This is a genomic window from Gilliamella apis (assembly GCF_002142155.1).
Classification (GTDB): Bacteria; Pseudomonadota; Gammaproteobacteria; order Enterobacterales; family Orbaceae; genus Gilliamella; species Gilliamella apis.
In genome coordinates this window covers 58004-83081 of record NZ_NASD01000009.1, presented here as the reverse complement: position 1 = coordinate 83081, position 25078 = coordinate 58004, and the positions used below count along the sequence as shown (strand labels likewise).

At 34.5% G+C, this 25078-nt stretch carries 22 protein-coding genes; 18 read left to right on the top strand and 4 right to left on the bottom strand.

The window, feature by feature from the left end; all coding sequences use genetic code 11:
* Positions 1–250: 250 nt before the first annotated feature.
* Together ppa and yjgA are read right to left on the bottom strand one after the other, a co-directional pair.
* On the bottom strand, positions 251–781 hold the full coding sequence (gene ppa, locus B6C84_RS06005; RefSeq protein ID WP_065578025.1) for an inorganic diphosphatase: 531 nt from the start codon (positions 779–781) through the stop codon (positions 251–253).
* Between the two features lie 69 nt (positions 782–850).
* A complete protein-coding gene (gene yjgA, locus B6C84_RS06000; protein WP_065578024.1) occupies positions 851–1387 on the bottom strand; it encodes a ribosome biogenesis factor YjgA in 537 nt (178 codons plus the stop codon).
* A 77-nt stretch (positions 1388–1464) separates the two neighbouring features.
* Here yjgA and pmbA point away from each other — a divergent pair, with 77 nt between their 5' ends.
* From pmbA to recG, 6 genes are all read left to right on the top strand, one after another.
* On the top strand, positions 1465–2817 hold the full coding sequence (gene pmbA / locus B6C84_RS05995) for a metalloprotease PmbA (protein ID WP_065614316.1): 1353 nt from the start codon (positions 1465–1467) through the stop codon (positions 2815–2817).
* A gap of 6 nt (positions 2818–2823) precedes the next feature.
* The gene (locus B6C84_RS05990; RefSeq protein ID WP_065614315.1) at positions 2824–4560 is read left to right on the top strand and encodes a SulP family inorganic anion transporter; all 1737 of its coding nucleotides are present in this window, start codon (positions 2824–2826) and stop codon (positions 4558–4560) included.
* Between the two features lie 37 nt (positions 4561–4597).
* Positions 4598–5818: a CinA family nicotinamide mononucleotide deamidase-related protein gene (locus tag B6C84_RS05985; protein ID WP_086354195.1), complete on the top strand. Its 1221-nt coding sequence runs from the start codon at positions 4598–4600 to the stop codon at positions 5816–5818.
* A 139-nt stretch (positions 5819–5957) separates the two neighbouring features.
* Positions 5958–6248: a DNA-directed RNA polymerase subunit omega gene (gene rpoZ, locus B6C84_RS05980; protein WP_034903119.1), complete on the top strand. Its 291-nt coding sequence runs from the start codon at positions 5958–5960 to the stop codon at positions 6246–6248.
* Positions 6249–6267: 19 nt separating this feature from the next.
* Positions 6268–8376 carry a bifunctional GTP diphosphokinase/guanosine-3',5'-bis pyrophosphate 3'-pyrophosphohydrolase gene (gene spoT, locus B6C84_RS05975; protein ID WP_086354196.1) on the top strand — a complete coding sequence of 703 codons (2109 nt, stop codon included), beginning with the start codon at positions 6268–6270 and terminating at the stop codon, positions 8374–8376.
* A 5-nt stretch (positions 8377–8381) separates the two neighbouring features.
* Positions 8382–10475 carry an ATP-dependent DNA helicase RecG gene (gene recG, locus B6C84_RS05970; RefSeq protein WP_086354197.1) on the top strand — a complete coding sequence of 698 codons (2094 nt, stop codon included), beginning with the start codon at positions 8382–8384 and terminating at the stop codon, positions 10473–10475.
* A 154-nt stretch (positions 10476–10629) separates the two neighbouring features.
* Here recG and ulaG read toward each other — a convergent pair whose 3' ends face one another.
* Together ulaG and ulaR are read right to left on the bottom strand one after the other, a co-directional pair.
* Positions 10630–11697: an L-ascorbate 6-phosphate lactonase gene (gene ulaG, locus B6C84_RS05965; RefSeq protein WP_034901431.1), complete on the bottom strand. Its 1068-nt coding sequence runs from the start codon at positions 11695–11697 to the stop codon at positions 10630–10632.
* Between the two features lie 26 nt (positions 11698–11723).
* Positions 11724–12485, bottom strand: coding sequence for an HTH-type transcriptional regulator UlaR (gene ulaR, locus B6C84_RS05960; RefSeq protein ID WP_034901429.1), 762 nt, complete (start codon positions 12483–12485; stop codon positions 11724–11726).
* Positions 12486–12909: 424 nt separating this feature from the next.
* On the opposite strand from ulaR, the gene B6C84_RS05955 reads away from it, so the two are divergent.
* The 12 genes from B6C84_RS05955 to uvrD all read left to right on the top strand — a co-directional run bounded on the left by B6C84_RS05955 (position 12910) and on the right by uvrD (position 25072).
* The gene (locus tag B6C84_RS05955) at positions 12910–14673 is read left to right on the top strand and encodes a PTS ascorbate-specific subunit IIBC (protein WP_065614311.1); all 1764 of its coding nucleotides are present in this window, start codon (positions 12910–12912) and stop codon (positions 14671–14673) included.
* Between the two features lie 25 nt (positions 14674–14698).
* Complete coding sequence (locus tag B6C84_RS05950; protein WP_065614310.1) at positions 14699–15172, top strand: PTS sugar transporter subunit IIA; 474 nt, start codon at positions 14699–14701, stop codon at positions 15170–15172.
* Between the two features lie 3 nt (positions 15173–15175).
* Entirely contained in the window at positions 15176–15874 is a 699-nt protein-coding gene (locus B6C84_RS05945; protein ID WP_065578041.1) for an L-ribulose-5-phosphate 4-epimerase, read from the top strand.
* A 14-nt stretch (positions 15875–15888) separates the two neighbouring features.
* Positions 15889–16533, top strand: a complete 645-nt coding sequence (locus tag B6C84_RS05940; RefSeq protein ID WP_034901424.1) for a 3-keto-L-gulonate-6-phosphate decarboxylase UlaD — start codon at positions 15889–15891, stop codon at positions 16531–16533.
* A gap of 67 nt (positions 16534–16600) precedes the next feature.
* Positions 16601–17491, top strand: coding sequence for an L-ribulose-5-phosphate 3-epimerase (locus tag B6C84_RS05935; protein WP_086354198.1), 891 nt, complete (start codon positions 16601–16603; stop codon positions 17489–17491).
* A gap of 390 nt (positions 17492–17881) precedes the next feature.
* Positions 17882–18022 (top strand): LPS translocon maturation chaperone LptM, encoded by a 141-nt coding sequence (gene lptM / locus B6C84_RS11480; RefSeq protein ID WP_108720888.1) that lies wholly within the window; start codon positions 17882–17884, stop codon positions 18020–18022.
* Between the two features lie 12 nt (positions 18023–18034).
* A complete protein-coding gene (gene lysA, locus B6C84_RS05930; RefSeq protein WP_086354199.1) occupies positions 18035–19288 on the top strand; it encodes a diaminopimelate decarboxylase in 1254 nt (417 codons plus the stop codon).
* Between the two features lie 117 nt (positions 19289–19405).
* Entirely contained in the window at positions 19406–20230 is an 825-nt protein-coding gene (gene dapF, locus B6C84_RS05925) for a diaminopimelate epimerase (RefSeq protein ID WP_034901419.1), read from the top strand.
* Positions 20231–20288: 58 nt separating this feature from the next.
* Complete coding sequence (locus B6C84_RS05920) at positions 20289–21023, top strand: DUF484 family protein (RefSeq protein ID WP_086354200.1); 735 nt, start codon at positions 20289–20291, stop codon at positions 21021–21023.
* Between the two features lie 9 nt (positions 21024–21032).
* Positions 21033–21956, top strand: coding sequence for a tyrosine recombinase XerC (gene xerC / locus B6C84_RS05915; protein ID WP_086354201.1), 924 nt, complete (start codon positions 21033–21035; stop codon positions 21954–21956).
* Positions 21956–22669, top strand: coding sequence for a 5-amino-6-(5-phospho-D-ribitylamino)uracil phosphatase YigB (gene yigB, locus B6C84_RS05910; RefSeq protein WP_086354202.1), 714 nt, complete (start codon positions 21956–21958; stop codon positions 22667–22669). Before xerC ends, yigB begins: the two co-directional genes overlap by 1 nt.
* A gap of 183 nt (positions 22670–22852) precedes the next feature.
* Positions 22853–25072: a DNA helicase II gene (gene uvrD / locus B6C84_RS05905; RefSeq protein ID WP_065578011.1), complete on the top strand. Its 2220-nt coding sequence runs from the start codon at positions 22853–22855 to the stop codon at positions 25070–25072.
* The last annotated feature ends 6 nt before the right edge of the window (positions 25073–25078 follow it).

The window sequence follows — 25078 nt, the reverse complement described above, 5'->3', positions numbered from 1 at the left end:
GTTAGCCCATTACTATTACCTCACAATTTAAAATCGAAAGCAAGATGTTAATGACAATTTTTTCATCTTAGTGTACGGTTTTATATAAAATTTTTATATTAATTTATTTAATTTGATAAATGACAAATTGTTACAACGCTAAGTCATTGAAGTTATTTCGAAAGTAAAAAAAAGTTTAAAGATTGAGTCATAAAAATTATTTTTTATGACTCAGTAGAAATGATTACTTTTTTGAATAATTTAGGTAGGATTACTTCTGTTTTGCTCTTTCAAAAGATTCAATAATTTCTTTACGAGCAGCTTCGGCATTATCCCAACCATCAACTTTTACCCATTTGCCTTTTTCAAGTGCTTTGTATTGCTCAAAGAAGTGCTTGATTTGAGATTTTAATAACTCAGGTAAATCGTCTACATCTTTTATATGGTCATATTCTTTTGATAATTTAGTATGCGGTACAGCAACTAGTTTAGCATCAGAACCTGCTTCATCAGTCATTTTTAAGACACCAACTGGACGACAACGAATTACAGAACCAGGTTGTAATGGATATGGAGTTGGAACTAATACGTCAACCGGATCTCCATCAAGTGATAAAGTGTGATTAATATAACCGTAATTACATGGATAAAACATTGCAGTTGCCATAAATCTATCAACAAATACTGCACCAGTATCTTTATCGACTTCATATTTAATTGGGTCAGCATTCGCTGGAATTTCAATCACGACATAGATGTCATCAGGTAATTCTTTACCGGCTGGTACGTTTAATAGTCCCATTTTTGTATCCTCTATCTTTTATTAGTAAGTAGTGTTTAATCATAAATATAAAACGAACATTATAAAAATTTACTCTGTTTCGCTCAATTCTTTTAAATATTGAAAAATTTGTCTGGCTGTTTTTGGCGGTTTATTTGCAGTCAGTTCTTTTCTAGCTGAACGTGCAAGTGTACGTAATTGCTGTCTATCTGCGGTAGGAAATAGCTCCATAATTGATTCTGCATCGCCAGTTTCTATTAACTCATCACGTAATTTCTCTAAACGGTGAAACATGGCAACTTGCTGGTTATGGCGATTTTTGAGTTTATCCAATGCTTGTGTAATCGGTTCAATATCACGATTTCTAAGTAATTTACCTATGTATTGAATTTGTCTGCGATAGCCTTCTTTTTTTATTTTTTGAGCTAATTCAATAGCATATAATAAATCTTCATCAAGTGGAATTTTACTTATTTCATTTTTGCTTAAATTGACAAGTTCGACACCTAATTTTTTAAGCACCTCGGCATCTCTTTTGATTTCACTTTTACTAACGTAAATAATTTCATCATCTTCTTGATTTATATTGAAGTCGGGTTCTAGATTTGGCTCTTGATTGTTATTCATGCTATTTCTTTTGTTAACTAAAATTAAATTCTGGCATATTATAACGTATCACTAGCAGAATTGTAGAAAATAATAAAATGAGTATTGAACAAATTAAAAAAGATGCGATAAGCCAACAACAACATCTATCCGCTATTGTTGCCGATGCTATTAAACAAGCACAAGCTCGGGTCGATTCAGTAGAGGTGTCGATTAATCAATCTACTGGTATTAGTGTCAGTACAAGAGAAGGTGATACTGAAAATGTTGAATTTAATAGTGATGGAGCATTAGGTATAACCGTTTATCAAAATCAACGTAAAGGTAGCGCATCTACCAGTGACTTATCTCCACAGGCGATTAGCCAAACGGTGGATATGGCAATTAATATTATGCAATATACTTCGCCTGATTCATGTTCAGGTTTAGGCGATCGTGAGTTAATGGCATTTGATAATGCCGATTTAGATCTTTTTCATCCAAGTGATTTAAATGTTGATAATGCAATAGAACAAGCAAAACAGGCGGAACTAACAGCGCTTGCTGAATCTTCATTAATAAGTTGTGATGGTGGTTACTTTAATAGCCGTTATGGTGTTTATGTTTATGGAAATAGTTTAGGAATGTTACAAGGCTACTGTGCCAGTTCACATTCACTTTCTTGCTCGGTGATTGCTGAGCAAAATGGACAAATGGAGCGAAATTACGCCTATACTTCTTCTCGGGATATTAATGAACTGCAATCACCAGTTTGGGTCGGAAAACAAGCTGCTGAGAAAGCTGTTGCTCATTTAGGTGCTAAACAAATTCCAACCATGCAAGTACCTGTCCTTTTTTGTTCGGAAGTTGCTGTCGGTTTAATAAGGCATTTAGTTTCTGCAATTAGTGGTGGTTCGATTTACCGAAAGTCTTCTTTTTTGTTGGATAGTGTAGGAAAAGCAGTTTTCCCTGCTTGGCTGTCAATTTTGGAAGATCCATACATTTTAAAAGGGGTAGGTTCTTCACCATTTGACAGTGAAGGGACGAGAACTGTTAAGCGTAATATTATTGAACAAGGTATTTTGCAAACTTATTTATTAAGTAATTATTCTGCCAAAAAATTAGGTTTGAAATCTACCGGACATGCAGGTGGTATACATAATTGGTTAGTCTCATCAAGTCAAACTGATGCTGATTTTACTGCAATGTTAAGAAAACTCGATAAAGGTGTTGTTATTACGTCATTAATGGGACAAGGTGTCAATAATGTGACAGGTGATTATTCACGTGGAGCTACGGGTTTTTGGGTTGAAAATGGTAAAATCCAATATCCTATTAATGAAATTACAGTAGCTGGTAATCTTAAAGAAATGTATCAAAATATTGTAGCAATAGGTAATGATATTGAAACAAGAAGTAATATTCAATGTGGTTCAATATTGATTGAGAAAATGAGTATAGCAGGAAAGTAATTATACATGGGAAAGTTTACCAATAGTGCATTATTCCAAAAAATCATTTTTTGGATGCCAGGGCTGACGAGTTTATTGCATTATAAGCGAGAGTATCTTGGTTTTGATATTAAAGCTGGATTGTCAGTAGCAGCTGTATCGTTACCTGTTTCAATAGCATATGCTGATCTCACTGGCGTAGGAGCAATTGCTGGTTTATATTCGACAATCTTGCCACTGATTGTGTATGCACTATTTGGTTCTTCTAAGCAATTAATCGTTGGGCCAGATACAGCAACTTGCGCAGTTGTAGCCGCTGTAGTTTTCCCTTTAGCGGCTAATGATCCCGTTTTACGTTGGCAATTAGTTGTATTATTAACCATTATGATTGGTATTTGGTGTCTAATTGCCGGTAAACTTCACCTAGGGGCTTTAGCTGATTTATTAAGCCAACCGATTCTAATTGGTCTTTTAAATGGTATTTCAATTACGATTATGGTTGATCAGCTAGCCAAAACATTGGGATTTAAGTATGACTACTCTTATTTGATTGAGCGCATTGTTTATTTTCCTTTAAAGATATCGCAGATTCATGTATTAACTGCGTTAGTATCATTTTTTACTTTAGTGATATTGGTGGCTTTAAAAAAATTCAAACCTCGTTATCCGGCACCGCTGTTCGCCGTCATAATTATGACTTTTTTTTCATGGCTGTTTAATTTTGAACAATATAACGTACGGATTATTGGTAGTGTGACCAGTGATTTCATCCCAGCAGAGTCATGGTTAGATTTTGATAAAGGCTTAATGCGAAATTTAGTCGTTCCTTCTCTTAATATTGCCGTTATCTGTTTTGTTAGTATGATGATAACGGTACGTAGTTTTGCTTCTAAAAATAATTATGAAACCAATGCCGATATAGAATTTAAAGCATTGGGTATGGCCAACATAGTTGCCGGGTTATCTCAAGGATTTGTTGTTAGTGGTACCTCATCTCGAACAGCTGTTAATGATGCTAATGGCGGTAAAACCCAGTTAGTGTCAATCATAGCAGCTGTTTTAATTGGCTTTGTGGTGTTGTTCTTTTTATCTCCATTACAATACATTCCTACTTGTGTATTAGGCGTGATTCTAATTTATTCTTCGTTATCACTGATTAATTTTCAAACTATTATTCGGTTTTTTAAATTTGATCGCGATGCATTCTATTTAAGTTTAACTACACTCATTTCGGTTTTAGTTATTGGTATTATTCCGGGGATGGCGCTAGCAGTTTTATTGGGATTATTTTTATTTTTGCGTCGTGTTTTTAGACCGAATGATCAGTTATTAGGTGTTGATGATAGTGGTCGAATTCATTCAATTGGTTCTGACGTCAAACCATTGAGTAATACTATGATTTATAGATTTAATTCACCACTTACCTATTTTAACATTGCCTATTTTAAACGTAGAATTATCAATTATATTGATGATTCTGCCGAACAAATCAATTATGTTATTGTTGATGCGATACCTTGTTTTACTTATAAAGATGTTAGTGTGTTGACGGGTATTGATGAATTGGTGAATTCATTAAAAGTTAGAAATGTCGTGCTAATTTTGGCTGGTCGACGTAAAACACTAAAAAATTGGTTTAAACAGATGAATCTTAAATTAGATAGTGATTATATTGAATTTGCTTATGACCTCTATTTTGCTGTGCGATTAGTGCAAAGTAAGGAGCATATGGACAATAAAGTGGATGAAGAAGTTATTAACTAAATATTGAATAATCATTTTTAATTAACTAAGGGTAATTATGAGTAACATCAAAGATCGTATTAAAATTGAAATGATTAGTACCGGTGATGAAGTTTTATATGGTCAAATTATTGATACTAATGCTGCATGGTTATCTGATTTTCTATTTCAAGAAGGTATTACTATTACCTCTCGTCATACAATAGGGGATAATTTATCAACGCTGATTGAAACTTTAAAAGAGCGTAGTTTGCAAAATGATATTTTAATTGTCAATGGTGGATTAGGGCCGACTAGTGATGATCTTAGTGCCCAAGCAGCTGCACTGGCCAATAATGAATCGCTAGTTTTACACGAAGAATGGCTCAAGTCACTTGAGCGTTATTTTCTTAATCGTGGTAGAACGATGCCTGCAAGTAATATTAAACAAGCCATGTTACCTCAAAGTGCGACGTTAATTGATAATCCTATTGGTACCGCATGCGGTTTTAAAATCAAGCTGAATAATTGTCTATTATTCTTTACTCCCGGTGTGCCTTCTGAATTTAAACAAATGATTAAAAATGAGATTATTCCTGAGATCAAGTTGAATTATCCACTGGCAGAAAGCAAACTTTGTTATCGATTAACAACAATGGGCCGAACTGAAAGCGATTTAGCACAAGAAATTGACTCCACATTGGATATACCGGAAAATATCACGATTGGTTATCGTGCCGCAATGCCTATTATTGAATTAAAATTAACGGGTCCTGAAAGCCAAAAAAGTGAAATGGATAAGCTGTGGCAACAAATTAAATTGGTTGTTAATGCTAATTTGCTTTATGAAGGTGTATTAAGTGAATCAGGTGAGACAGGATTAGCTCATGTGGTATCAAAATTATTACACGATACTAATCAATCTATTGTTATTATTGAACAACAATCAGCAGGGATGATTAGTTATCAATTGTTCGAAGCTGATGCGCCTGTCGTCAAATCAGAGATTGTACCTTTATTATTGGATGAACCGAGCAGTTATTTCACAGGATTATTAAAAGCACAAGGTGCTAATATAGCGATCGGTATTATTAATTTTCAAGAAAAGAATAGCCAATTTACTTTAATTATTGCAACATTAAAACAAGTATTACACTTTAATTTAAAGTATACTGGACGAAGTCAAAGCAAAAGAACACAGCAACAAGTCTTAGCAGCAATTGCATTGGATGGCTTACGACGTTACCTTTTAGATATGCCTATAATAGGTGCTAATGTTTGGCTAGAGGTAATGGAATAGATATTTATTATTTTAATTCATCTAAAATAATGGATTTTACATAACATAGTGATATTAGTTATGGACAATTCGCTACAAAATTAAGTAGAATAGCGGATCTTTCAATTGAAGCATATAAGTTAAAATATTAGAGGTAAAAATGGCTCGTGTAACTGTCCAAGATGCAGTAGAAAAAATTGGTAATCGCTTTGATCTCGTTTTAGTTGCCGCAAGACGTGCTCGTCAATTACAAGTCGAAAATAAATCGCCACTAATTCCAGAAGAAAACGATAAAGAAACTGTGGTTGCTTTACGCGAAATTGAAGATGGACTTGTCAATAAACAAATTCTTGATACTGCTGAATTCCAAGCTCGTCAAGATGAAGAATCAGAAGTGCGCACAGCTCTTCATGAAACGGTACTTTTAGAAAATACTCCATCATACGAATAAACATTGCAGAGAATTGCCCATGCAATATTTTGAAAGCTTAAAAGAGGTAGTTGCATCTTATCTTCCTGTCAAGCAAGTTGAATTGATCCAAACTGCATATCTCTTTGCTAAGCAAGCACATGAAGGGCAATTCCGATGTAGCGGTGAACCATATGTAACCCATCCGGTTGCTGTTGCAACCATTTTAGCCGATATGCGGCTAGATTATGAAACCATCATCGCTGCACTTTTGCATGATACTATCGAAGATACCCCGGTCACCTTCCAAGACATTACGCAAAAATTTGGTAAGCATGTTGCAGTTTTAGTGGAAGGGGTTTCAAAACTTGATAAGTTAAAATTTAGAAATCGCCAAGAAGCTCAAGCTGAAAATTTTCGGAAAATGGTTTTAGCCATGACCGAAGATGTGCGAGTAATTTTAATTAAATTAGCTGATAGAACGCATAACATGCGTACTCTTGGTGCTTTAAGGCCAGATAAACGTCGCCGTATTGCTAAAGAAACTTTAGAGATTTATGCGCCATTGGCTCATCGTTTAGGCATTCATCATATTAAAACTGAGCTTGAAATACTTGGTTTTACTGCTATGCATCCTAATCGAGCTAAAGTTCTTAAAAAAGTGGTTAAAATTGCTCGAGGAACTAGAAAAGAACTGATCCAACAAATTCTTTCTGAAATACGAGGTCGTCTAGCAGATGCAGGTATTGATGCTCAAGTAGAAGCGCTTGAAAAGAATATCTATGCGATTTATCAGAAGATGCAACTGCGTGAGCAACATTTTCATTCAATTATGGATATTTATATTTTCCGAATTGTAGTGGAAGATGTTGACGCTTGCTATCGTGCGCTTGGTTTAGTGCATAATTTATATAAACCACGTCTTAATCGTTTTAAAGATTATATTGCTATTCCTAAAGCTAATGGTTACCAATCGTTGCATTCATCATTAATTGGTCCGCATGGTACCCCGGTAGAGGTTCAAATACGAACTGAAGATATGGAGCAAATGGCGGAAATGGGCGTTGCTGCGCATTGGATTTATAATGAGAATGATGAATTAAACAACACCACCACTCAGATTAAAGCCCAACGGTGGATGCAAAGTTTGCTAGAACTTCAGCAAAGTGTTGGTAATTCATTTGAATTTATTGAAAATGTTAAATCAGACCTTTTTCCAAAAGAGATTTATGTTTTTACTCCAAAAGGTCGTATCGTCCAATTACCTGAAGGCTCAACAGCAGTTGATTTAGCTTATGCAGTGCATTCTGATATTGGTTTCCAATGTATTGGTGCGTTAGTAGATCGTAAACCTTATCCGCTTTCTCAACCTTTAAGTAATGGCCAAACTGTCGAAATAATAACTTCGCCAGAAAGTCGTCCTAATGCAAGCTGGCTAAATTTTGTTGTTAGTGCTAAAGCACGCTCTCGTATTCGCCAAGCATTAAAAACGTTAAAAAGAGAAGATGCAATTGAGTTAGGGCGTCGTCTACTCAATTTAGCGTTAATTAAATCAGGCGGTATTGAGTCATTAACACTGAAACAGAAAGATCGTATTGTTGGGTTAACCAAGTTAACATGCTTCGATGATGTATTAGCCGAAATTGGTCTTGGTAACATCATGAGCCATTTTATTGTTAAAGGTTTAGAACATAAAGCGCTTTTATCTAATCAATCTGATACCAATAAAACTTTAGTTATTACCGGTAGTGAAGGGGTTTTAGTGACCTTTTCGAAATGTTGTCATCCTATTCCTAATGATCCGATTGTTGGCCATGTTAGCCCTGAAAAAGGTTTAACCGTTCATCATGAATCGTGTCGCAATATTAGTGGTTATCAGAATAACCCAGAAAAATATATTGCACTTAAGTGGGCACCAAATATCGATCAACTATTTGTTGCAGAGATTTGGGTAGATATTCTTAATAGTCAAGGCACTTTAGGTCATATTCTTTCGATTATTAATGACGAAAAAGCTCATATTCAATGGCTAAATACCGAAGAAAAAGATAGGCAAATTTATACAATTATTTTGCAGCTTGAAGTTAAAAACTCACAACAATTAAATGATTTAATTAGAAAATTATCACTACAACAAGATGTAGTGAGTGTGATACGTAATATTAATTAATTATCATGTCTGATCGTTTACTAAACCATATACCACTAATCAAATTAGCTGGTATTGGTGCTAGTTTAGAAAGTAAATTCCATGCACTAGGCATTAAAACCATTCAAGATTTATTATTACATTTTCCTCTACGTTATGAAGATCGAAGTTCTTCTTGCGCTATAGGTGATGCTACAATTGGCGAATATACCACTATTGAAGGGCGCATAATTAAAACAGAGATTATTTTTAAGCGTCGCCAAATGCTGTTATGTTATATTCAAGATGATTCTGGAATCGCTATTTTACGTTTTATGCATTTTAATGCAGGTATGAAAGCGTCGATGATAGTAGGAAAATGGATAAGTGCATATGGTGAAATAAAAAGCGGTAAAACTAATTTAGAAATTATTCATCCGCAATTTAACATCAAAGCGAATAAAGATGAACGAGCATCGCTAAGCGATTTAAATGAAGAGCGATTTACACCTATTTATCCTTCTACATATGGATTGACACAAAATGTAATCCGTAAAATGATAAAATCGGCATTAATTTTACTAAAAAACAATTTACCAAATGAAATATTACCTGATTCATTAAGTCAAAATTATTTACCTATTTTAGATGCATTGAACATCATTCATAATCCTTCTATTACGACTGATATTGATCAGTTATTAGTTGGTGAACACCCAGCTATAAAACGTTTTGTATTTGAAGAGTTACTTGCCTATCATTTAAGCATGTTAATGATTAAAAGAGATAATCAAAAGCAACATGCTTATTCAATGCACAGTAATCAGCGATTGACTCTACCTTTTCTAGCTTCATTACCATTTAATCCAACTCATGCTCAACAAAGAGTTGTACAAGATATCTATCAAGATATGACAAAGCATATTCCAATGATGCGACTAGTACAAGGTGATGTAGGCTCAGGTAAAACTTTAGTTGCAGCTATGGCCGCCTTAAATGCGATAGAGAATGGTCATCAAGTTGTTTTAATGGCGCCAACCGAAATATTGGCAGAGCAACATTTTAATAATTTTAAACAATGGTTTGAACCATTAGGCATTACTGTAGATTGGTTATCTGGTCGATTAACAGCTAAAAATAAGCAGCAGCGATATGAAGCTTTAAAGCAAGGTGAAATCACGATGTTAGTTGGTACCCATGCGGTGTTTGTTGATAAAGTTGAATTTTCCAATTTGGGGCTAGTTATTATTGACGAACAACATCGATTTGGTGTGAATCAACGGTTACGTTTGTGGGAAAAGGGTATTAAAAATGCCATACACCCACATCAATTAATCATGACAGCAACACCAATACCAAGAACGTTGGCAATGACAGTTTATGCAGATTTGGATGTCTCAATAATTGATGAATTACCTCCAGGACGAACCCCAGTTACCACTGTTGTTATTCCTAATTCCCGTCGAGAAGAAATTATCGACAAGGTTAATCAAGCTTGTTTAAGTCATCGTCAGGTTTATTGGGTTTGTACTTTAGTGGAAGAATCAGAAACTCTGGATGCTCAAGCCGCTGAAATGTTAGTTGAGGAATTGAAAGAAAGGTTACCACACTTAAATATAGCACTTGTCCATGGCAAAATGAAATCTGATGAAAAGCAATCTGTTATGCAGGCTTTCAAAGCGGGAGAGGTTCAACTTTTAGTTGCGACAACGGTTATTGAAGTTGGGGTCGATGTGCCCAATGCAAGCTTAATGATCATTGAAAATGCTGAACGTTTAGGACTTGCTCAGCTACATCAATTACGAGGTAGGGTAGGACGAGGCAGTGCAATTTCACATTGTGTGTTAATGTATCAAGCTCCATTAAGTAAAATTGCTCAGGCTCGGATGAAAGTAATGCGTGATAGCAATGATGGTTTTGTTATTGCCCAAAAAGATCTTGAAATTAGAGGTAGTGGTGAAATTTTAGGGACTAGGCAAATGGGGGAAGCAAATTTTAAAATTGTTGATTTAATCCGTGATCAGCATTTAATTAGCGAGGTGCAAAAAGCATCATATCTTATCTTAAGCGAGTCTCCAGAGTGTGCTAAACAACTTGTTGATTGTTGGCTTCCTGAACGGCAAAAATATATTAATGCTTAATCTTGTTCTTATTGATAAATTGCTTTTAGTTTTGAATGTTAGTGATTATTGTTTTGTTGAAATCTCTTTTCTCACTAGAATATAACAAAATAGAAAAAACAATAAAAAAGTGGACTTAGAAAGTTGTTCTAGTCCACATTAGTTAGCTTTTTAATTATAAAAATGAACGGTATGGCAGTTCAGGTTCATCGGTAAAGATATCTCTAAATCCACGATAGTGTTGATAGTGCATTTTGTTTTTATCGGTTGGATAAGTATATTTACCACCAACTTGCCAGAAGAAAGGCGTAAATTGATACTCCAGACGATCCTTTTTCATTTGCCAAAGGACTTCAATTTCACGCGGGTCACTTTGGAAATTCGCCCATATATCGTGGTGAAATGGAATCACTACTTTAGTATTTAATGATTCCGCCGCCCGTAAAATGTCTGATGAGGTCATTTTATCGGTTACGCCGCGCGGGTTCTCTCCATAAGATAACAAAGCAACATCAATTTTATGATCATTACCATGTTTGGCATAATAATTAGAGTAGTGAGAATCGCCAGAATGATAAAGTGATCCGCCTGAGGTTTCGAATAAATAGTTAACGGCACGATCATCCATACCATCTAATATGGATTTATCGGTGGATGAAACACCTTTCGGTAGAGTGACTAATGAAGTTCTATCAAAAGAGTCTAAAACGCGAATAGTAATATCACCAACTTGGATAGTTTCACCTACTTTGGCAACGATACAGCGATCTTCAGGAACCCCCCAACTTTTCCATAATTCAACACATGCTTTAGGACCAATAAATTTGACTTTTGGTGAGCAGTTTTGAATGACTGCTGCTGCAACATTGACATCAATATGATCAGCATGGTCATGGGTTGCCATTACCGCATCAATCTCTTTGATTGCAAAAGGATCAAGAACAAATGGGCTAGTTCTAAGATTTGGTTGTAATTCACGTACTCCACCCATTCGCATCATTTGATGTTGTTTGTTCATTAATGGATTTGCGTGAGTTTTTTTACCTGTACCACACCAAAAATCGACAGAGATATTAGTATTACCTGCTGATTTCAACCAAATCCCTGTACAAGCAAGCCACCACATCGTAAACGTATTAGGTTTAACTTCTGTTGTTTCTATTTCTTCATTAAGCCAAGTTCCCCATTCAGGAAAGGTGTTTAATATCCAAGATTCTCTGGTAATTTCGTTTACTTTACTCATACTTTGTTCCTTTTACAATTTAATTATTAAACTAAAATCACTTCTGTGCCCTGTTCCTTTATGCTTTCAATTACTTCCTTATTTGCTTGTTTGCCAGTTATTAAAATATCAATTTTAGTAACCGGGCAAAAAAGCATGCCAGAATTTGCTTTGGTATTTATTTTAGAACTATCAACAACGACTACTAATTTTTCAATTTTTTCAAGTATTTGTTGTTCAGCTACCGCTCCCAGTATTTCATTCTTATACAGCCCATTTGGTGTTAATGTTTTACCACTTGTAAACATCCATTTTCCTGCATAAGAATCAGTTATATTTGCTATAGGATTTAGAATAATGTTTTGTGTTTTGTTATATAAACCTCCCATAATGATGACGTTTTCGTGATCATGTTCAATCAAGTAACAAGCTAAAGGAAAATAGTTGGTAATGATCGAAACATTTTTACCACATAATTCACGACCTAATAAAAATGCCGTTGAGCCACAGTTAATAACTATATTTTCATCACTTCCACACAACTTCGCCGCTCTTATGGCAATACGTGCTTTTTCATGATAATGATCGGTATTATTATTTCCTATCGGTGCCCAAATTGGTTTTTGTACTTCTATTCGCATAATGCCATTACGAACTTTTTTTACTTTTCCGTCCTGATCTAGTTTTGTAATATCCCGACGGGCTGTCGCTGGTGATATTGCAAAATAAGAAACCAATTCAGTAACTCTTACCATCCCTTTTTCATTAACCATTGCCACTATTTGGGTGTGGCGTGATATTTCGTTCATTGTACCCTCTTATTAATTTAATATGATTAAATTTGATTAAAAATGATGTTAGTTATCATTTTGTATTTTGTCAATTATTTAAATATTAATATCAATAATAATAAGTTCAATTTATTGATAATAATAGTTATATTTTTAAGTTTTGCTTCTGTTTTTTAAAGATAATGTGATGGATGTCACAATTGCTAAGTCAATAAATTTAGAAAAGTGATCAACATCAAAATAATCACAAACAATCATTGAATGATTGTTTGTGATTGTAGAATATAACAAATGTTATTCAGCGAACTGAATAATATTAAATAGGTTGAAGTTCCATCTATGAGTTTTGCGATAGGTAATTATAAAAAAGACATTTGAAGGTTATAGATACCTAAACAATAACGTTAACGTTAGAAATGTCGATAACCAATGAGAGGGACATATGGAAGTAATTTATAACATTTTTTATATCTTTTATAGTCAAGTTATGACGAAGGCACCATTATTACTGGGCCTAGTTACCTTGCTAGGTTATTGTCTTTTAAAAAAAGATATCACCACAATTTTAAAAGGCACGATTAAAACCATTGTTGGTTTTATGCTGTTACAAGTTGGTTCAGGTGTTTTAGTTTCAACATTTAAACCCGTTATTGCTAAACTTTCCGAATATCATGGTATAACCGGATCGATTATCGATACTTATGCCTCAATGGTGGCTGTCGAAAAGGGGATGGGTGAACAATATTCATGGGTTGGTTATGCAGTATTGCTTGCATTAGCGATTAATATTTTACTGGTCATCTTTAGACGTTTCACCGGAATTAGAACCATCATGTTGACCGGTCATATCATGTTTCAACAAGTTGGTTTAATTACACTTTTCTACTTCCTATTCGGTTATGGTATGTGGGAAACCATCATCTACTCAGCAATAATTACGGCATTATATTGGGGAATTTTTTCAAATATGATGTTTAAACCGACTGAAGCGGTAACTGGCGGCGCAGGTTTTTCTATTGGTCATCAACAACAGCTAGGTTCATGGATTGCGGTGAAATTAGCGCCAAAATTGGGCGATAAAGATGATTCAGTAGATAATTTAAAATTACCAAAATGGTTACATATTTTCCACGATAGTATTGCCGCCACAACGATTGTGATGACGTTCTTTTTTGGTATCATCCTTCTTTCATTTGGTTTGGATAATTTACAAACAATGGCGGGGTCGACCCACTGGACTATCTACATTTTCGAAACCGGACTTAAATTTGCCGTAGCCATCCAAGTTATTGTTGGTGGTGTAAGAATGTTTGTAGCTGAGTTATCTGAAGCATTTAAGGGAATTTCTGAAAAATTAATACCAAATGCAGTGTTGGCTATCGATTGTGCGGCTATCTATGCTTTTTCACCTAACGCCATGGTATTTGGTTTTATTTGGGGGGCATTAGGTCAATTTTTAGCAATAGCGCTTTTACTGGTATTTAAATCGCCAATCATGATTATTCCTGGTTTTATTCCTATGTTTTTCTCTAATGCCACCATTGGCGTATTTGCCAATCATTATGGTGGATGGAAAGCGGTAATGAAACTCTGTTTTGTTATGGGAATGGTTGAGGTTCTAGGCTCTGCTTGGGTAATTAATATTTTCGCCCAAAATGGTACGCCAATTGATTCTTGGATGGGAATGGCTGATTGGGCAATTTTATTCCCACCGATTTTACAAGGTTTATCTTTCTCTCATCTATTTATCTATGTCTTGATTGCGTTATCTCTGGTCTATATGTTCTTTGCGGCTAAATCACTACGAGCTGAAGAAGCCCTACAAAAACAACAACCAACCAATGATATTCATGATGATGTTAATGAAGCAGTAGTTGAAAAAATGGACGAAGTGGCAATTAGTGAAGGTCAACCGATTCGTATTCTTGCTGTTTGTGGTAGTGGTCAGGGATCATCAATGATGATGAAGATGAAAATTGCCAATTATTTAGATAAAAAAGGTATCGCAAATGTCATGGATTCATGCGCAGTCACGGATTACAAATCAAAACTACCTAATGTCGACATTATCGTTGCTTCTAAACATTTGATTCATGAAATCGAGGTTAATGAAGGACAACATGCATTAGGTGTCCAAAACATGTTAAATCCTCAAACTTTCGGCGATGAACTTATTGAGCTTATCAATAAAGTGAATGGTAAATAGGCAGAATATTTAAAGGAGTTCAACAATGGCTTTCAAAGAATCATTAATTGAAAATAACTCTATTTTACTCAAAGCAGAAGCTACAAGTTGGCAAGAAGCTGTTAAGTTAGGAACAGATATGCTGGTTGCGTCTAAAGCGATTGAGCCTCGTTATTATGATGCCATCATTCAATGCGTTAAAACCATGGGGCCTTATATCATTATTGCCCCTAATTTGGCCATGCCACATGCGCGACCAGAAGATGGCGTAAACCGTACGGCTTTTGCATTAGTAACTTTGAAAAAACCTGTTTATTTTGAGGGAGAGACCGATCCTGTTGATGTACTAGTTACCCTCGCCGGTAGTACTTCTGATCAGCATATGGAAGGATTAATGGAAGTGACTCAAATTTTAGATGATGAAAATAGTGAGACAGGTGTTGATCTGGATAAATTAAGACGTTGTAACAGCAAAGAAGATGTTTATGCGGTTATCGATCGCGCGCTAAATGGAGGCTAAATGATGTTTCAAGCATTAAAAGAACGCGTACTACAGGCTAATTTATTGCTACCACAATATAATTTAGTCACCTTTACATGGGGAAATGTATCAGAAGTGGATCGTGCAAAGGGAGTCATGGCCATCAAACCATCAGGGGTTGAGTACTGTGATATGACCATAGATGATATTGTTGTGGTTTCATTAACCGGCGAAATTGTCGAAGGCAAACTAAATCCCTCTAGTGATACCGCAACTCATCTCGAACTCTATAAGGCATTTGCAAATATTGGCGGAATTGTACATACCCATTCTCGTTATGCAACCGTTTGGGCACAGGCAGAATTGGATATTCCTGCATTAGGTACCACTCATGCTGACTATTTTTATGGTGATGTACCTTGTACCCGGCGACTAACTGATAGTGAAATTGCGACAGATTACGAAAAAAATACCGGATTAGTTATTATCGAGGAATTTAAACATCGCGGTATTGATCCTATTGCAATGCCTGGGGTTATTGTTTCTGGTCATGCACCATTTTGTTGGGGTAAAAATGCCTTAAATGCAGTACACAATGCTGTGGTACTTGAAGAAGTCGCAATGATGGCAATTTCAACTCGACAACTTAATCAAACCATCAAAATTCAACAAACATTATCCGATAAGCACTATTTTCGCAAACATGGCGCTAATGCTTATTATGGCCAAAAATCAAATTAGATAAGGAAACCAACATGACAACACCAAAATTACAAATTGCTTTAGATCAAACAGAACTAACCTCAGCATTGGAGGTGGCAAAAAATGTTTCAGGATTTGTTGATATTATCGAAGTTGGCACTATTCTCGCCTTTGGTGCAGGAATAGAAAGCGTTAAAAATCTAAGAAAATTATATCCTAATCATATATTAGTCTGTGATTTAAAAACGACTGATGGTGGAGCGATATTAGCTAAAATGGCTTTCTCAGCTGGGGCTAACTGGTTAACGGTTTCGGCTGCAGCGCATATCGCTACCATTGAAGCATGTAAAAAAGTGGCTGACGAATTTAATGGCGAAATTCAGATCGAATTATATGGTCATTGGACACTAGAAGATGCCAAAGCATGGCGAAAATTGGGGATTAAACAGGCTATTTATCATCGTTCTCGTGATGCTGAATTAGCTGGTATTGGTTGGGGAGAGGATGATTTGGTTAGAATGCGACAATTGTCAGATTTAGGTCTTGAACTTTCCATAACGGGCGGAATTATTCCTGAGGATATTCACCTATTTGCAGGAATTAAAACCAAAGCCTTTATTGCTGGTCGAGCTCTTGCTAGTGAAAATGGTAAACAAACTGCTCAAGCTTTAAGAGAGCAAATTGCTAAATATTGGTAATAGATGCGATGCAGTCAGTAAAATGACTGCATATTTGATGTTCAAATAAATATTATTAGGTTTTATTATGGCAAAATTTGCAATTAATCCGACCAATCAATCTAATTATATTGGTATTTATGAAAAGGCATTACCTAATGAACTTACTTGGCAAGAAAAACTGCACGAGGCGAAAACATTAGGATTTAATTTTATCGAGATATCAATTGATGAATCAGAACAGCGAAGAGCAAGACTTGATTGGTCAGATGATGAGATTTATCGATTAAAGCGATTATGTGAACAATATGGACTACCATTGCATTCTATGTGTTTAAGTGCTCATCGTAAATTTCCATTTGGATCTGCCGATAAAAGTATACGTCAGCAAGCCAAAGTTATTATGAATAAAGCACTGATACTCGCCTATAAACTAGGAATAAGGGTAATTCAATTAGCTGGATATGATGTTTATTATGAACCAGCCAATTTACAGACTCACCAGCGTTTTATTGCGGGAATGCAGTGGTCAGCGAAACAAGCTGAAAAAATGGGGATAATGCTTGCCGTTGAAATCATGGATACTAGTTATCTCAATTCACTCAGTAAGTTTGAAATTCTAAAAAAAGAGGTCAATTCTCCTTATTTTATGGCTTATCCAGATGTAGGGAATATTTCTGGTTGGAATTATGATGTCTGTACAGAGCTTATGTTAAGTCGAGAGCACATTGTTCAAATACATCTAAAAGATACTTATAAGGTTAAAGCTAATTATTCTGGTCAGTTTAGAGATTTAACTATTGGCGAAGGGGAGGTTGATTTTCTTGCTATATTTAAAATACTAAAACAGATAAATTATACTGCTCCGCTTGTTATTGAAATGTGGGCAAAAGATCATAAATGGAGAGAAAACATTATAACAGCTCAAAAACGACTCAAAACCATAGCCGAGAATGCCGAATTTGTTCTGTTTAATTGATTTCTATCTAATCATGAATTATCAATGTTCCATGTTTCATGAATTCTAAAAATGGAGCATTGATATACTTTATAAATCATTTGAAGATATATAGTTAATCCAATTATGGTAACTTTAGATTTATTAGTTGCTATTATAATTTTATTTTTAGAGTCTCTGATTATCAATAATAAAATAATTATGATTAATTGAACTAAATTTCAGCGATACTATGATGTAAGCGTTGTAATTTATATTCAATTTTTATATAACTTTTTATTATCAATAGTATAAAATTATTCAAATTTTTTTGTATCTTGCTTAGAAAACTTAATGATTTGTTCTTTGCACGAATATGGCTATCGTGTAATATAGTCTTCATTATAAATCTGATTAAATTGCGAATATTTTATGAAATCCGCTCTAAAACTCTTTTCTCTTTTTTTAGTTATTTTCACATTATTAGGCTGTGGTTTAAAAGGTCCACTTTATTATCCTGCAGATCAGTCAAATGCAATTATTGAATCTAATGATACAAATAAATTGGCTTAAAGGAATAATCTAATGGACTTTTTACATTATCAAAATGGCCATTTATTGGCGGATAACGTTGCTATTTGTGATTTGGCTAATCAATATGGTACCCCTTTATATGTTTATTCTGCTGATCATATAACTAAGCAATTTCTTTCTTATCAAGATTCTTTAAAAAATAAGAAGCATTTGATTTGTTATGCAGCAAAAGCGAATAGCAATTTATCTGTTTTAAACTTATTAGCTAAACTTGGTGCAGGTTTTGATATTGTTTCACAAGGTGAATTAGAGAGAGCTTTAAAAGCTGGCGCCGACCCTAAAAAAATTGTATTTTCAGGGGTAGCAAAATCTGTTGTTGAAATTAGACGTGCGCTTGAAGTAGGAATTAAATGTTTTAATGTTGAATCAGAACCTGAATTATATCGTATCAATGATATTGCTCATCAATTAGGGAAAATAGCTAGTATTTCTTTACGGATTAATCCTGATGTAGATGCAAAAACACATCCGTATATTTCAACAGGATTGCGTGAAAACAAATTTGGTATAAGTTATCAATTAGCTTTAGATACTTATCGTAAAGCAGCATCATTAAATAATATTAAAATAGTTGGTATTGATTGTCATATTGGCTCTCAATTAACCGAGTTATCGCCTTTTCTTGACGCGGCTGATCGTATATTGGCATTAGTTGACCAACTAGCAGCAGAAAATATTCATCTTGAGCATATTGATTTAGGTGGAGGGTTAGGTGTTTGTTATCATGATGAACAGCCACCATCAGCGACATTACTGGTATCAAAACTAATTGAAAAGTTAAAAAATTATCCTGAACTTGAAATTGTTTTCGAACCAGGTAGATCAATCATTGCCAATGCTGGATTATTAATTACTAAAGTTGAATATACTAAGCATCAAGATGGTAATCACTTTGCGATTGTTGATGCCGGGATGAATGATTTAATACGACCAGCTCTTTATCAAGCGTGGATGCAAGTTATACCAGCCAAAAAGTCAACAGATTCAAATACCAAAAAGATTTATAATGTTGTTGGGCCAATTTGCGAATCTAGTGATGTATTAGCTTATCAACGTGAACTCTCAGTTGAACAAGATGATCTGTTAGTTATTTGTAGTGCAGGTGCTTATGGTTTTAGTATGGCATCTAATTATAATAGTCATCCTCGACCGGCAGAAGTCATGCTTGAAAATGGTAATCAGCATAAATTGATTCGAGAGCGTGAAACTTTTGATGATTTATGGCGCGGTGAATTAGTATTATAATTCATTATAAAGCTGATAAATATGTTTTCTAAATTTTGCTTGATGACTCCATTTAATCAAACAAATATGATGAAAAAGTAAAAAATACTGATGATTTACAATAAAAGGTAACTAGAGATGAACTTTTCAAAAATGCATGGACTGGGTAATGATTTTATGGTTATTGATGCAGTAACGCAAAATGTTCATCTTTCAAGTGAAATGATCAAACGTATGTCAGACCGATATACAGGGATTGGGTTTGATCAGCTACTTATTGTTGAGCCACCTTATTCTCCTGAAAGTGATTTTCATTACCGTATATTTAATGCTGATGGTTCTGAGGTTGAGCAATGTGGTAATGGTGCTCGTTGCTTTGCTCGCTTTGTGCGATTAAAAGGATTGACTAAAAAAAGAGTGTTAAAAGTCAGCACTATGAAAGGTAATATTGTTTTGACGGTGAATGATGATGAAACCGTTCGGGTTAATATGGGAACACCAATTTTTGAGCCTAATAAAATTCCTTTCAAAGCCATTAAAGAAGAAAAAACTTATATTATTCGATCACAAGAACAAACAGTTTTATGTGGTGTCGCCTCTATGGGGAACCCGCATTGTGTAATTCAAGTTGAAGATGTGCTAACTGCTCAAGTATTAACTTTAGGTCCGCTATTAGAGCAACATGAACGCTTTCCTGAAAAAGCGAATATTGGTTTTATGCATATTATTGATCGAGATAATATTAATTTGCGTGTTTATGAAAGAGGCGTGGGTGAAACTCAAGCTTGTGGAACAGGAGCTTGCGCCGCTGTTGCTGTTGGCATTAATCAAGGATTATTAAACCAGCGGGTGAATGTTAATCTACCCGGAGGAAAATTAATAATAGATTGGAAAGGTAATCAGTCGCCGCTTTATATGACTGGACCAGCTACACATGTATATGATGGTTATATTGCTATTTAATTGCGCTAAACTTTATGAATTTTATTAACCTGATTACATAAAGACAATGAAATAAATTATGGTCGTAAAAAAAACACAAACATTGAAGTTAAAACAGCCGCGACGAAAAATATCATTTGTTAAATTAAATGATGAAATGGTTAGCCAATATATTATTGATAACCCAGATTTTTTTATTCGAAATGCGACTCATATTGAACGCATGCGCGTACCACACCCTGTGCGAGGTATGATTTCACTACCTGAATGGCATATGGCAAGGCAACGTAATAAAATTAGTCAACTTGAGTCGGAAATCACATTACTGATGGAGCACGCAAGTGCTAACGAATTACTCTTTAATCAGTTAATAAAATTGCAATTTCAATTAATAAAAGCAAAAGATATAAACGAATTATTAGATTCTTTAAAAATTTGGGCCAAAGATTTAGGACTTAGTGGTGCCTATTTATATTTATTTGATGATAAATGGTTACTTAGTGCACCATCAAATTATCATTATTTAGCTTTAAACTCCTCGCAGTTTGATTTTATTCGTGTAAGACATTTACAGTATAGCCAATTTTATTTGGGGTCATTAAATACAACTGAATTAGATTTTTTATTACCTAAACATGGTTATGTTGGCTCTGTAGCTTTATCACTATTGGGGCAATTTGGTGATCTTGGTTTATTAATGTTTACGAGTACAGATCCTCAGCATTATCAGACTGGACAAGGAACCTTGTTGTTAGAAAAGATCAGTGAAATATTGCCAATTCTTATTGAAAAATGGATTATGCGAAAAAAGTAAGGAAATATGATGGTTAAAATTAATCCTAATTACTCTTCTTTTTTAACCAAGCCTGTTGAGCATTTTTTAAATTATTTGAAATCTGAAAAACAACTTAGTATAAATACTCAAATTAACTATCGTCGTCAACTTTATGCGCTTATTGATTTAACTGAAGGCTTAGATATTACTAAATGGCAGGATATTGATTCATCTGCTGTGAGGTTACTTATTAGTCGCAGTCGACAAACCGGCCTACAAGCTCGTAGTTTATCATTAAGATTATCTGCATTACGCAGTTTTTTTGATTGGATGGTTAAAAATGATCAGATCTCAGCCAATCCAGCCCGTGGTGTATTAAACCCTAAATTGGGTCAACATCTTCCAAAAAATATTGATATCGATGAGATCAATCAACTACTTGATATTGAGTATAGTGATCCGCTTTCTGTACGTGATAGAGCAATGTTAGAAGTAATGTATGGCTCAGGATTACGACTTTCTGAATTAGTGAGTCTCAATTGCCGAGAATTAAATTTAACTGAAGGTGAAGTCCGAGTAACAGGAAAGGGTAATAAAGAGCGAAAATTACCTTTAGGCCGAGAGTCAATTAAATGGATTGAGCACTGGTTAACTATGCGAAATGATTTAAAGCCACAAGATGATGCCGTTTTTATCTCTAAACTGGGTAAGCGTATATCACCACGAAATGTTGAAAAACGGTTTGCACAATGGGGTGTAAAGCAGGGATTAAGTTCACATATTCATCCGCATAAACTGCGCCATTCATTTGCTACTCATATGCTTGAATCGAGCGGTGATTTACGGGCAGTACAAGAATTACTAGGTCATGCGGATTTATCCACCACCCAAGTTTATACCCATTTAGATTTTTCGCATTTATCAGAAGTTTATGATTCGGCTCATCCAAGAGCTAAAAGAGGAAGAAAATAATGCACTTTTATCGTTCAATTAACTGCATTAAAGCAATCACATTCGATCTTGACGACACTTTATATGACAATAGTACGATTGTTGATAAAGCTGAAGAGGAAGTGATAAAAAACTTACAACAATATGAGCCATTACAGTATCTAACCTTAGATTTGTATTATCAAGAAAAAAAGTTGGTCCTTGCTGTAAATCCAGAAATATATCATGATGTTATAGATTGGCGAGTTGAGACAATCAAATCGTTATTAAATAAAACCAATATCCCTTTAAATGAATATAGCAAGATTATTGATGAGGCTATTGATTGTTTTAATTTTTGGCGTCATAAAATGGTTGTTCCTAAATCAACACATATATTACTAACTAAATTAGCCAATAAATACCCATTAGGTGTGATTACTAATGGTAATGTTGATATAAACAGAATCGGTTTAGGTGACTATTTTAAATTTTCGCTAAGAGGTGGTCCTGATGGTCGCTCAAAACCATTTCCCGAAATTTTTGCTTTAGCCGCTCAGAAATTAGCTATTCCTAATAATTATATTTTGCATGTTGGTGATAATTTGGAGACAGACGTCAATGGTGCGATCAATAATGGTTTTTTAGCTTGTTGGATTAATATTTTTGGTAGGGATATTTATCATCTTTCAGATGCTAGATGTTTACCACATATTGAAATAACACAATTGCCAGAATTAGATAATCTGTTATAATTCAGTGCATATATGTATAAAAAGACAGGCATTAAATGTTTATTACATTTAATGCCTGTCTTTGTTCTTTTTTATACCTACTTATAATAATTATAAATACAATGAAAAAATTAAAAACGTTTACAACATTTACAACATTAATACTAATTAATGTTTGCTATAATTGCGATGGGTTAACACATCATGGAAAATAAACAGTCATTATTAATCGACCTAAACACTGAACAAAAAAATGCTGTTACAACTGATAGCCAATACACCATTGTTCTTGCTGGTGCGGGAAGTGGTAAAACACGTGTATTAGTTCATAGAATTACTTGGTTGTGTGTTGAAAAAAATTATTCACCAAACTCAATTTTTGCCGTTACCTTTACCAATAAAGCGGCGGCTGAAATGCAAGAGCGTATACAAGCTTTAGTTGGTGAAGGATACTTAAATGGTATGTGGGTAGGAACTTTTCATGGTTTAACCCACCGTTTGTTGCGTATGTTTTCTCAACAAGCTAAATTACCTGAGAATTTTCAACTTATTGATAGTGAAGATCAGATCCGCCTTATCAAACGAATTTTTCGTGAACTTAAAATTGATGAAAAGGAATGGTCACCAAAAGAGTGTGCTAACTTTATCTCCACGCAAAAAGAAAAAGGACTTAGGGCAGATAATCTAAAACCAGAAGATTCGAAACAAGCAATGTGGCAAACAATTTATCGTGATTATCAAGCAATTTGTGATAGAGTTGGTTATGTTGATTTCTCAGAGTTAATTTTGAGAGCATATGAATTGCTTTGTAGTAATGAAACTGTTTTAAATTATTGTCGCCATCGTTTTTCAAATATATTAATAGATGAATTTCAAGATACTAATAAAATTCAATATTGGTTGGTGAAAAAATTAGCTGGAGACACAGCAAACGTAATGATTGTTGGTGATGATGACCAGTCAATTTATAGTTGGCGTGGAGCTAATGCTGATAATTTACAAATGTTCATCGATGATTATCCAGAAACTGAAATCATTCGTTTAGAGCAAAATTATCGATCGACAGGCATTATTTTAGACTCTGCAAATAAGTTGATTGCTAATAACCGCAATCGTTTGGGTAAAAATTTATGGACCGACAGTGGTGACGGAGAAAAGATTTCACTATATATTGGTTTCAATGATATTGATGAAGCACGATTTGTTGTAGGTCAAATAAAAAAATATCATGCTGATAATCATAATTATGCTAGCTGTGCCATTTTATATCGTAATAATGTGCAATCACGTATTTTTGAAGATACCTTATTACAAGCCGGTATACCTTATCAAATTTATGGTTCAATAAGATTCTATGAAAGGCAAGAGGTTAAATTAGCTTTAGCTTATTTACGATTATTGCATGACCATGATAATGATATGGCATTTGAAACTACGGTAAATACCCCAACTCGTGGCATAGGCAGTGTCACTTTAGATAAAGTTAGATTATGTGCTAAGCAGAATAATATTTCGTTATGGGATGCATGTTTAATGCTGATCGAAAAAAATGCTTTAGCTGAAAGACAACGTTCAGGTATTAGTCGTTTTTTAGAATTAATGGAATCTATTCATGTCGAAGTTAATGAATTACCATTTTATAAACAATTAGATGCAATTATTAAATTATCTGGCGTATTGCAAATGTACGAACAAGAACCTGGTATTAAAGGACAAGCTAGATTAGATAATCTAGAGGAACTTGTTTCATCTGCAGAGCAATTTTTTAGAGTTAACCAAGACAATGTAATTCAAGACAATGAAACTGGCAAAACCTTGACTGTTTTAGAATCATTTTTAGCATTTACCTCTCTTGAAAGCCGTGACGTAGTAAATCAACAAGATTCGGTGCAATTAATGACGTTACATTCAGCGAAAGGTTTAGAGTTTGACAATGTCTTTATTGTTGGTTTAGAGGAGGGTCTTTTCCCTGCATTACGCTCTCAAGAACGAGAAAAAATGGAAGAAGAAAGACGCTTAGCTTATGTTGGTATTACCCGAGCTCGTAAGTTTTTAACTCTCTCTTTGTCTGAATCAAGGCGACTTTATGGCCGTGAGGAGCGTAATTTGCCATCACGTTTTTTAGCTGAATTACCAACTGAAAATTTGCAAGAAATCAATTCTCGAGCTAATTTAACATCATATAATAATGATTCTTCCAATAAAAATGAGCAGTTCTACCAAGATCGTAAAAAGTCATATATTAAGAAGAAAAAAGAAAGCGATGGATACACATTAGGTAGGAAAGTTAAGCATAATCGTTTTGGTGAAGGTACCATTGTTAATTTAGATGGTGAAGGTGAGCATAGACGAGTGCAAATTGCTTTCATTCATGAAGGGGTTAAATGGCTAGTAGTGAAGCTGGCAAATCTTACCTTAATGTAAATGATA

Excerpts from the sequence above, each read along its gene's own strand:
- ppa (WP_065578025.1), bottom strand. The coding sequence starts at position 781 with ATGGGACTATTAAACGTACCAGCCGGTAAAGAATTACCTGATGACATC.
- spoT (WP_086354196.1), top strand. The coding sequence starts at position 6,268 with ATGCAATATTTTGAAAGCTTAAAAGAGGTAGTTGCATCTTATCTTCCT.
- B6C84_RS05990 (WP_065614315.1), top strand. The coding sequence starts at position 2,824 with ATGGGAAAGTTTACCAATAGTGCATTATTCCAAAAAATCATTTTTTGG.
- ulaG (WP_034901431.1), bottom strand. The coding sequence starts at position 11,697 with ATGAGTAAAGTAAACGAAATTACCAGAGAATCTTGGATATTAAACACC.
- B6C84_RS05950 (WP_065614310.1), top strand. The coding sequence starts at position 14,699 with ATGGCTTTCAAAGAATCATTAATTGAAAATAACTCTATTTTACTCAAA.
- pmbA (WP_065614316.1), top strand. The coding sequence starts at position 1,465 with ATGAGTATTGAACAAATTAAAAAAGATGCGATAAGCCAACAACAACAT.
- lptM (WP_108720888.1), top strand. The coding sequence starts at position 17,882 with ATGAAATCCGCTCTAAAACTCTTTTCTCTTTTTTTAGTTATTTTCACA.
- B6C84_RS05940 (WP_034901424.1), top strand. The coding sequence starts at position 15,889 with ATGACAACACCAAAATTACAAATTGCTTTAGATCAAACAGAACTAACC.
- B6C84_RS05945 (WP_065578041.1), top strand. The coding sequence starts at position 15,176 with ATGTTTCAAGCATTAAAAGAACGCGTACTACAGGCTAATTTATTGCTA.
- ulaR (WP_034901429.1), bottom strand. The coding sequence starts at position 12,485 with ATGAACGAAATATCACGCCACACCCAAATAGTGGCAATGGTTAATGAA.
- recG (WP_086354197.1), top strand. The coding sequence starts at position 8,382 with ATGTCTGATCGTTTACTAAACCATATACCACTAATCAAATTAGCTGGT.
- uvrD (WP_065578011.1), top strand. The coding sequence starts at position 22,853 with ATGGAAAATAAACAGTCATTATTAATCGACCTAAACACTGAACAAAAA.
- B6C84_RS05920 (WP_086354200.1), top strand. The coding sequence starts at position 20,289 with ATGGTCGTAAAAAAAACACAAACATTGAAGTTAAAACAGCCGCGACGA.
- yigB (WP_086354202.1), top strand. The coding sequence starts at position 21,956 with ATGCACTTTTATCGTTCAATTAACTGCATTAAAGCAATCACATTCGAT.
- B6C84_RS05955 (WP_065614311.1), top strand. The coding sequence starts at position 12,910 with ATGGAAGTAATTTATAACATTTTTTATATCTTTTATAGTCAAGTTATG.
- lysA (WP_086354199.1), top strand. The coding sequence starts at position 18,035 with ATGGACTTTTTACATTATCAAAATGGCCATTTATTGGCGGATAACGTT.
- xerC (WP_086354201.1), top strand. The coding sequence starts at position 21,033 with ATGGTTAAAATTAATCCTAATTACTCTTCTTTTTTAACCAAGCCTGTT.
- rpoZ (WP_034903119.1), top strand. The coding sequence starts at position 5,958 with ATGGCTCGTGTAACTGTCCAAGATGCAGTAGAAAAAATTGGTAATCGC.
- yjgA (WP_065578024.1), bottom strand. The coding sequence starts at position 1,387 with ATGAATAACAATCAAGAGCCAAATCTAGAACCCGACTTCAATATAAAT.
- B6C84_RS05935 (WP_086354198.1), top strand. The coding sequence starts at position 16,601 with ATGGCAAAATTTGCAATTAATCCGACCAATCAATCTAATTATATTGGT.
- dapF (WP_034901419.1), top strand. The coding sequence starts at position 19,406 with ATGAACTTTTCAAAAATGCATGGACTGGGTAATGATTTTATGGTTATT.
- B6C84_RS05985 (WP_086354195.1), top strand. The coding sequence starts at position 4,598 with ATGAGTAACATCAAAGATCGTATTAAAATTGAAATGATTAGTACCGGT.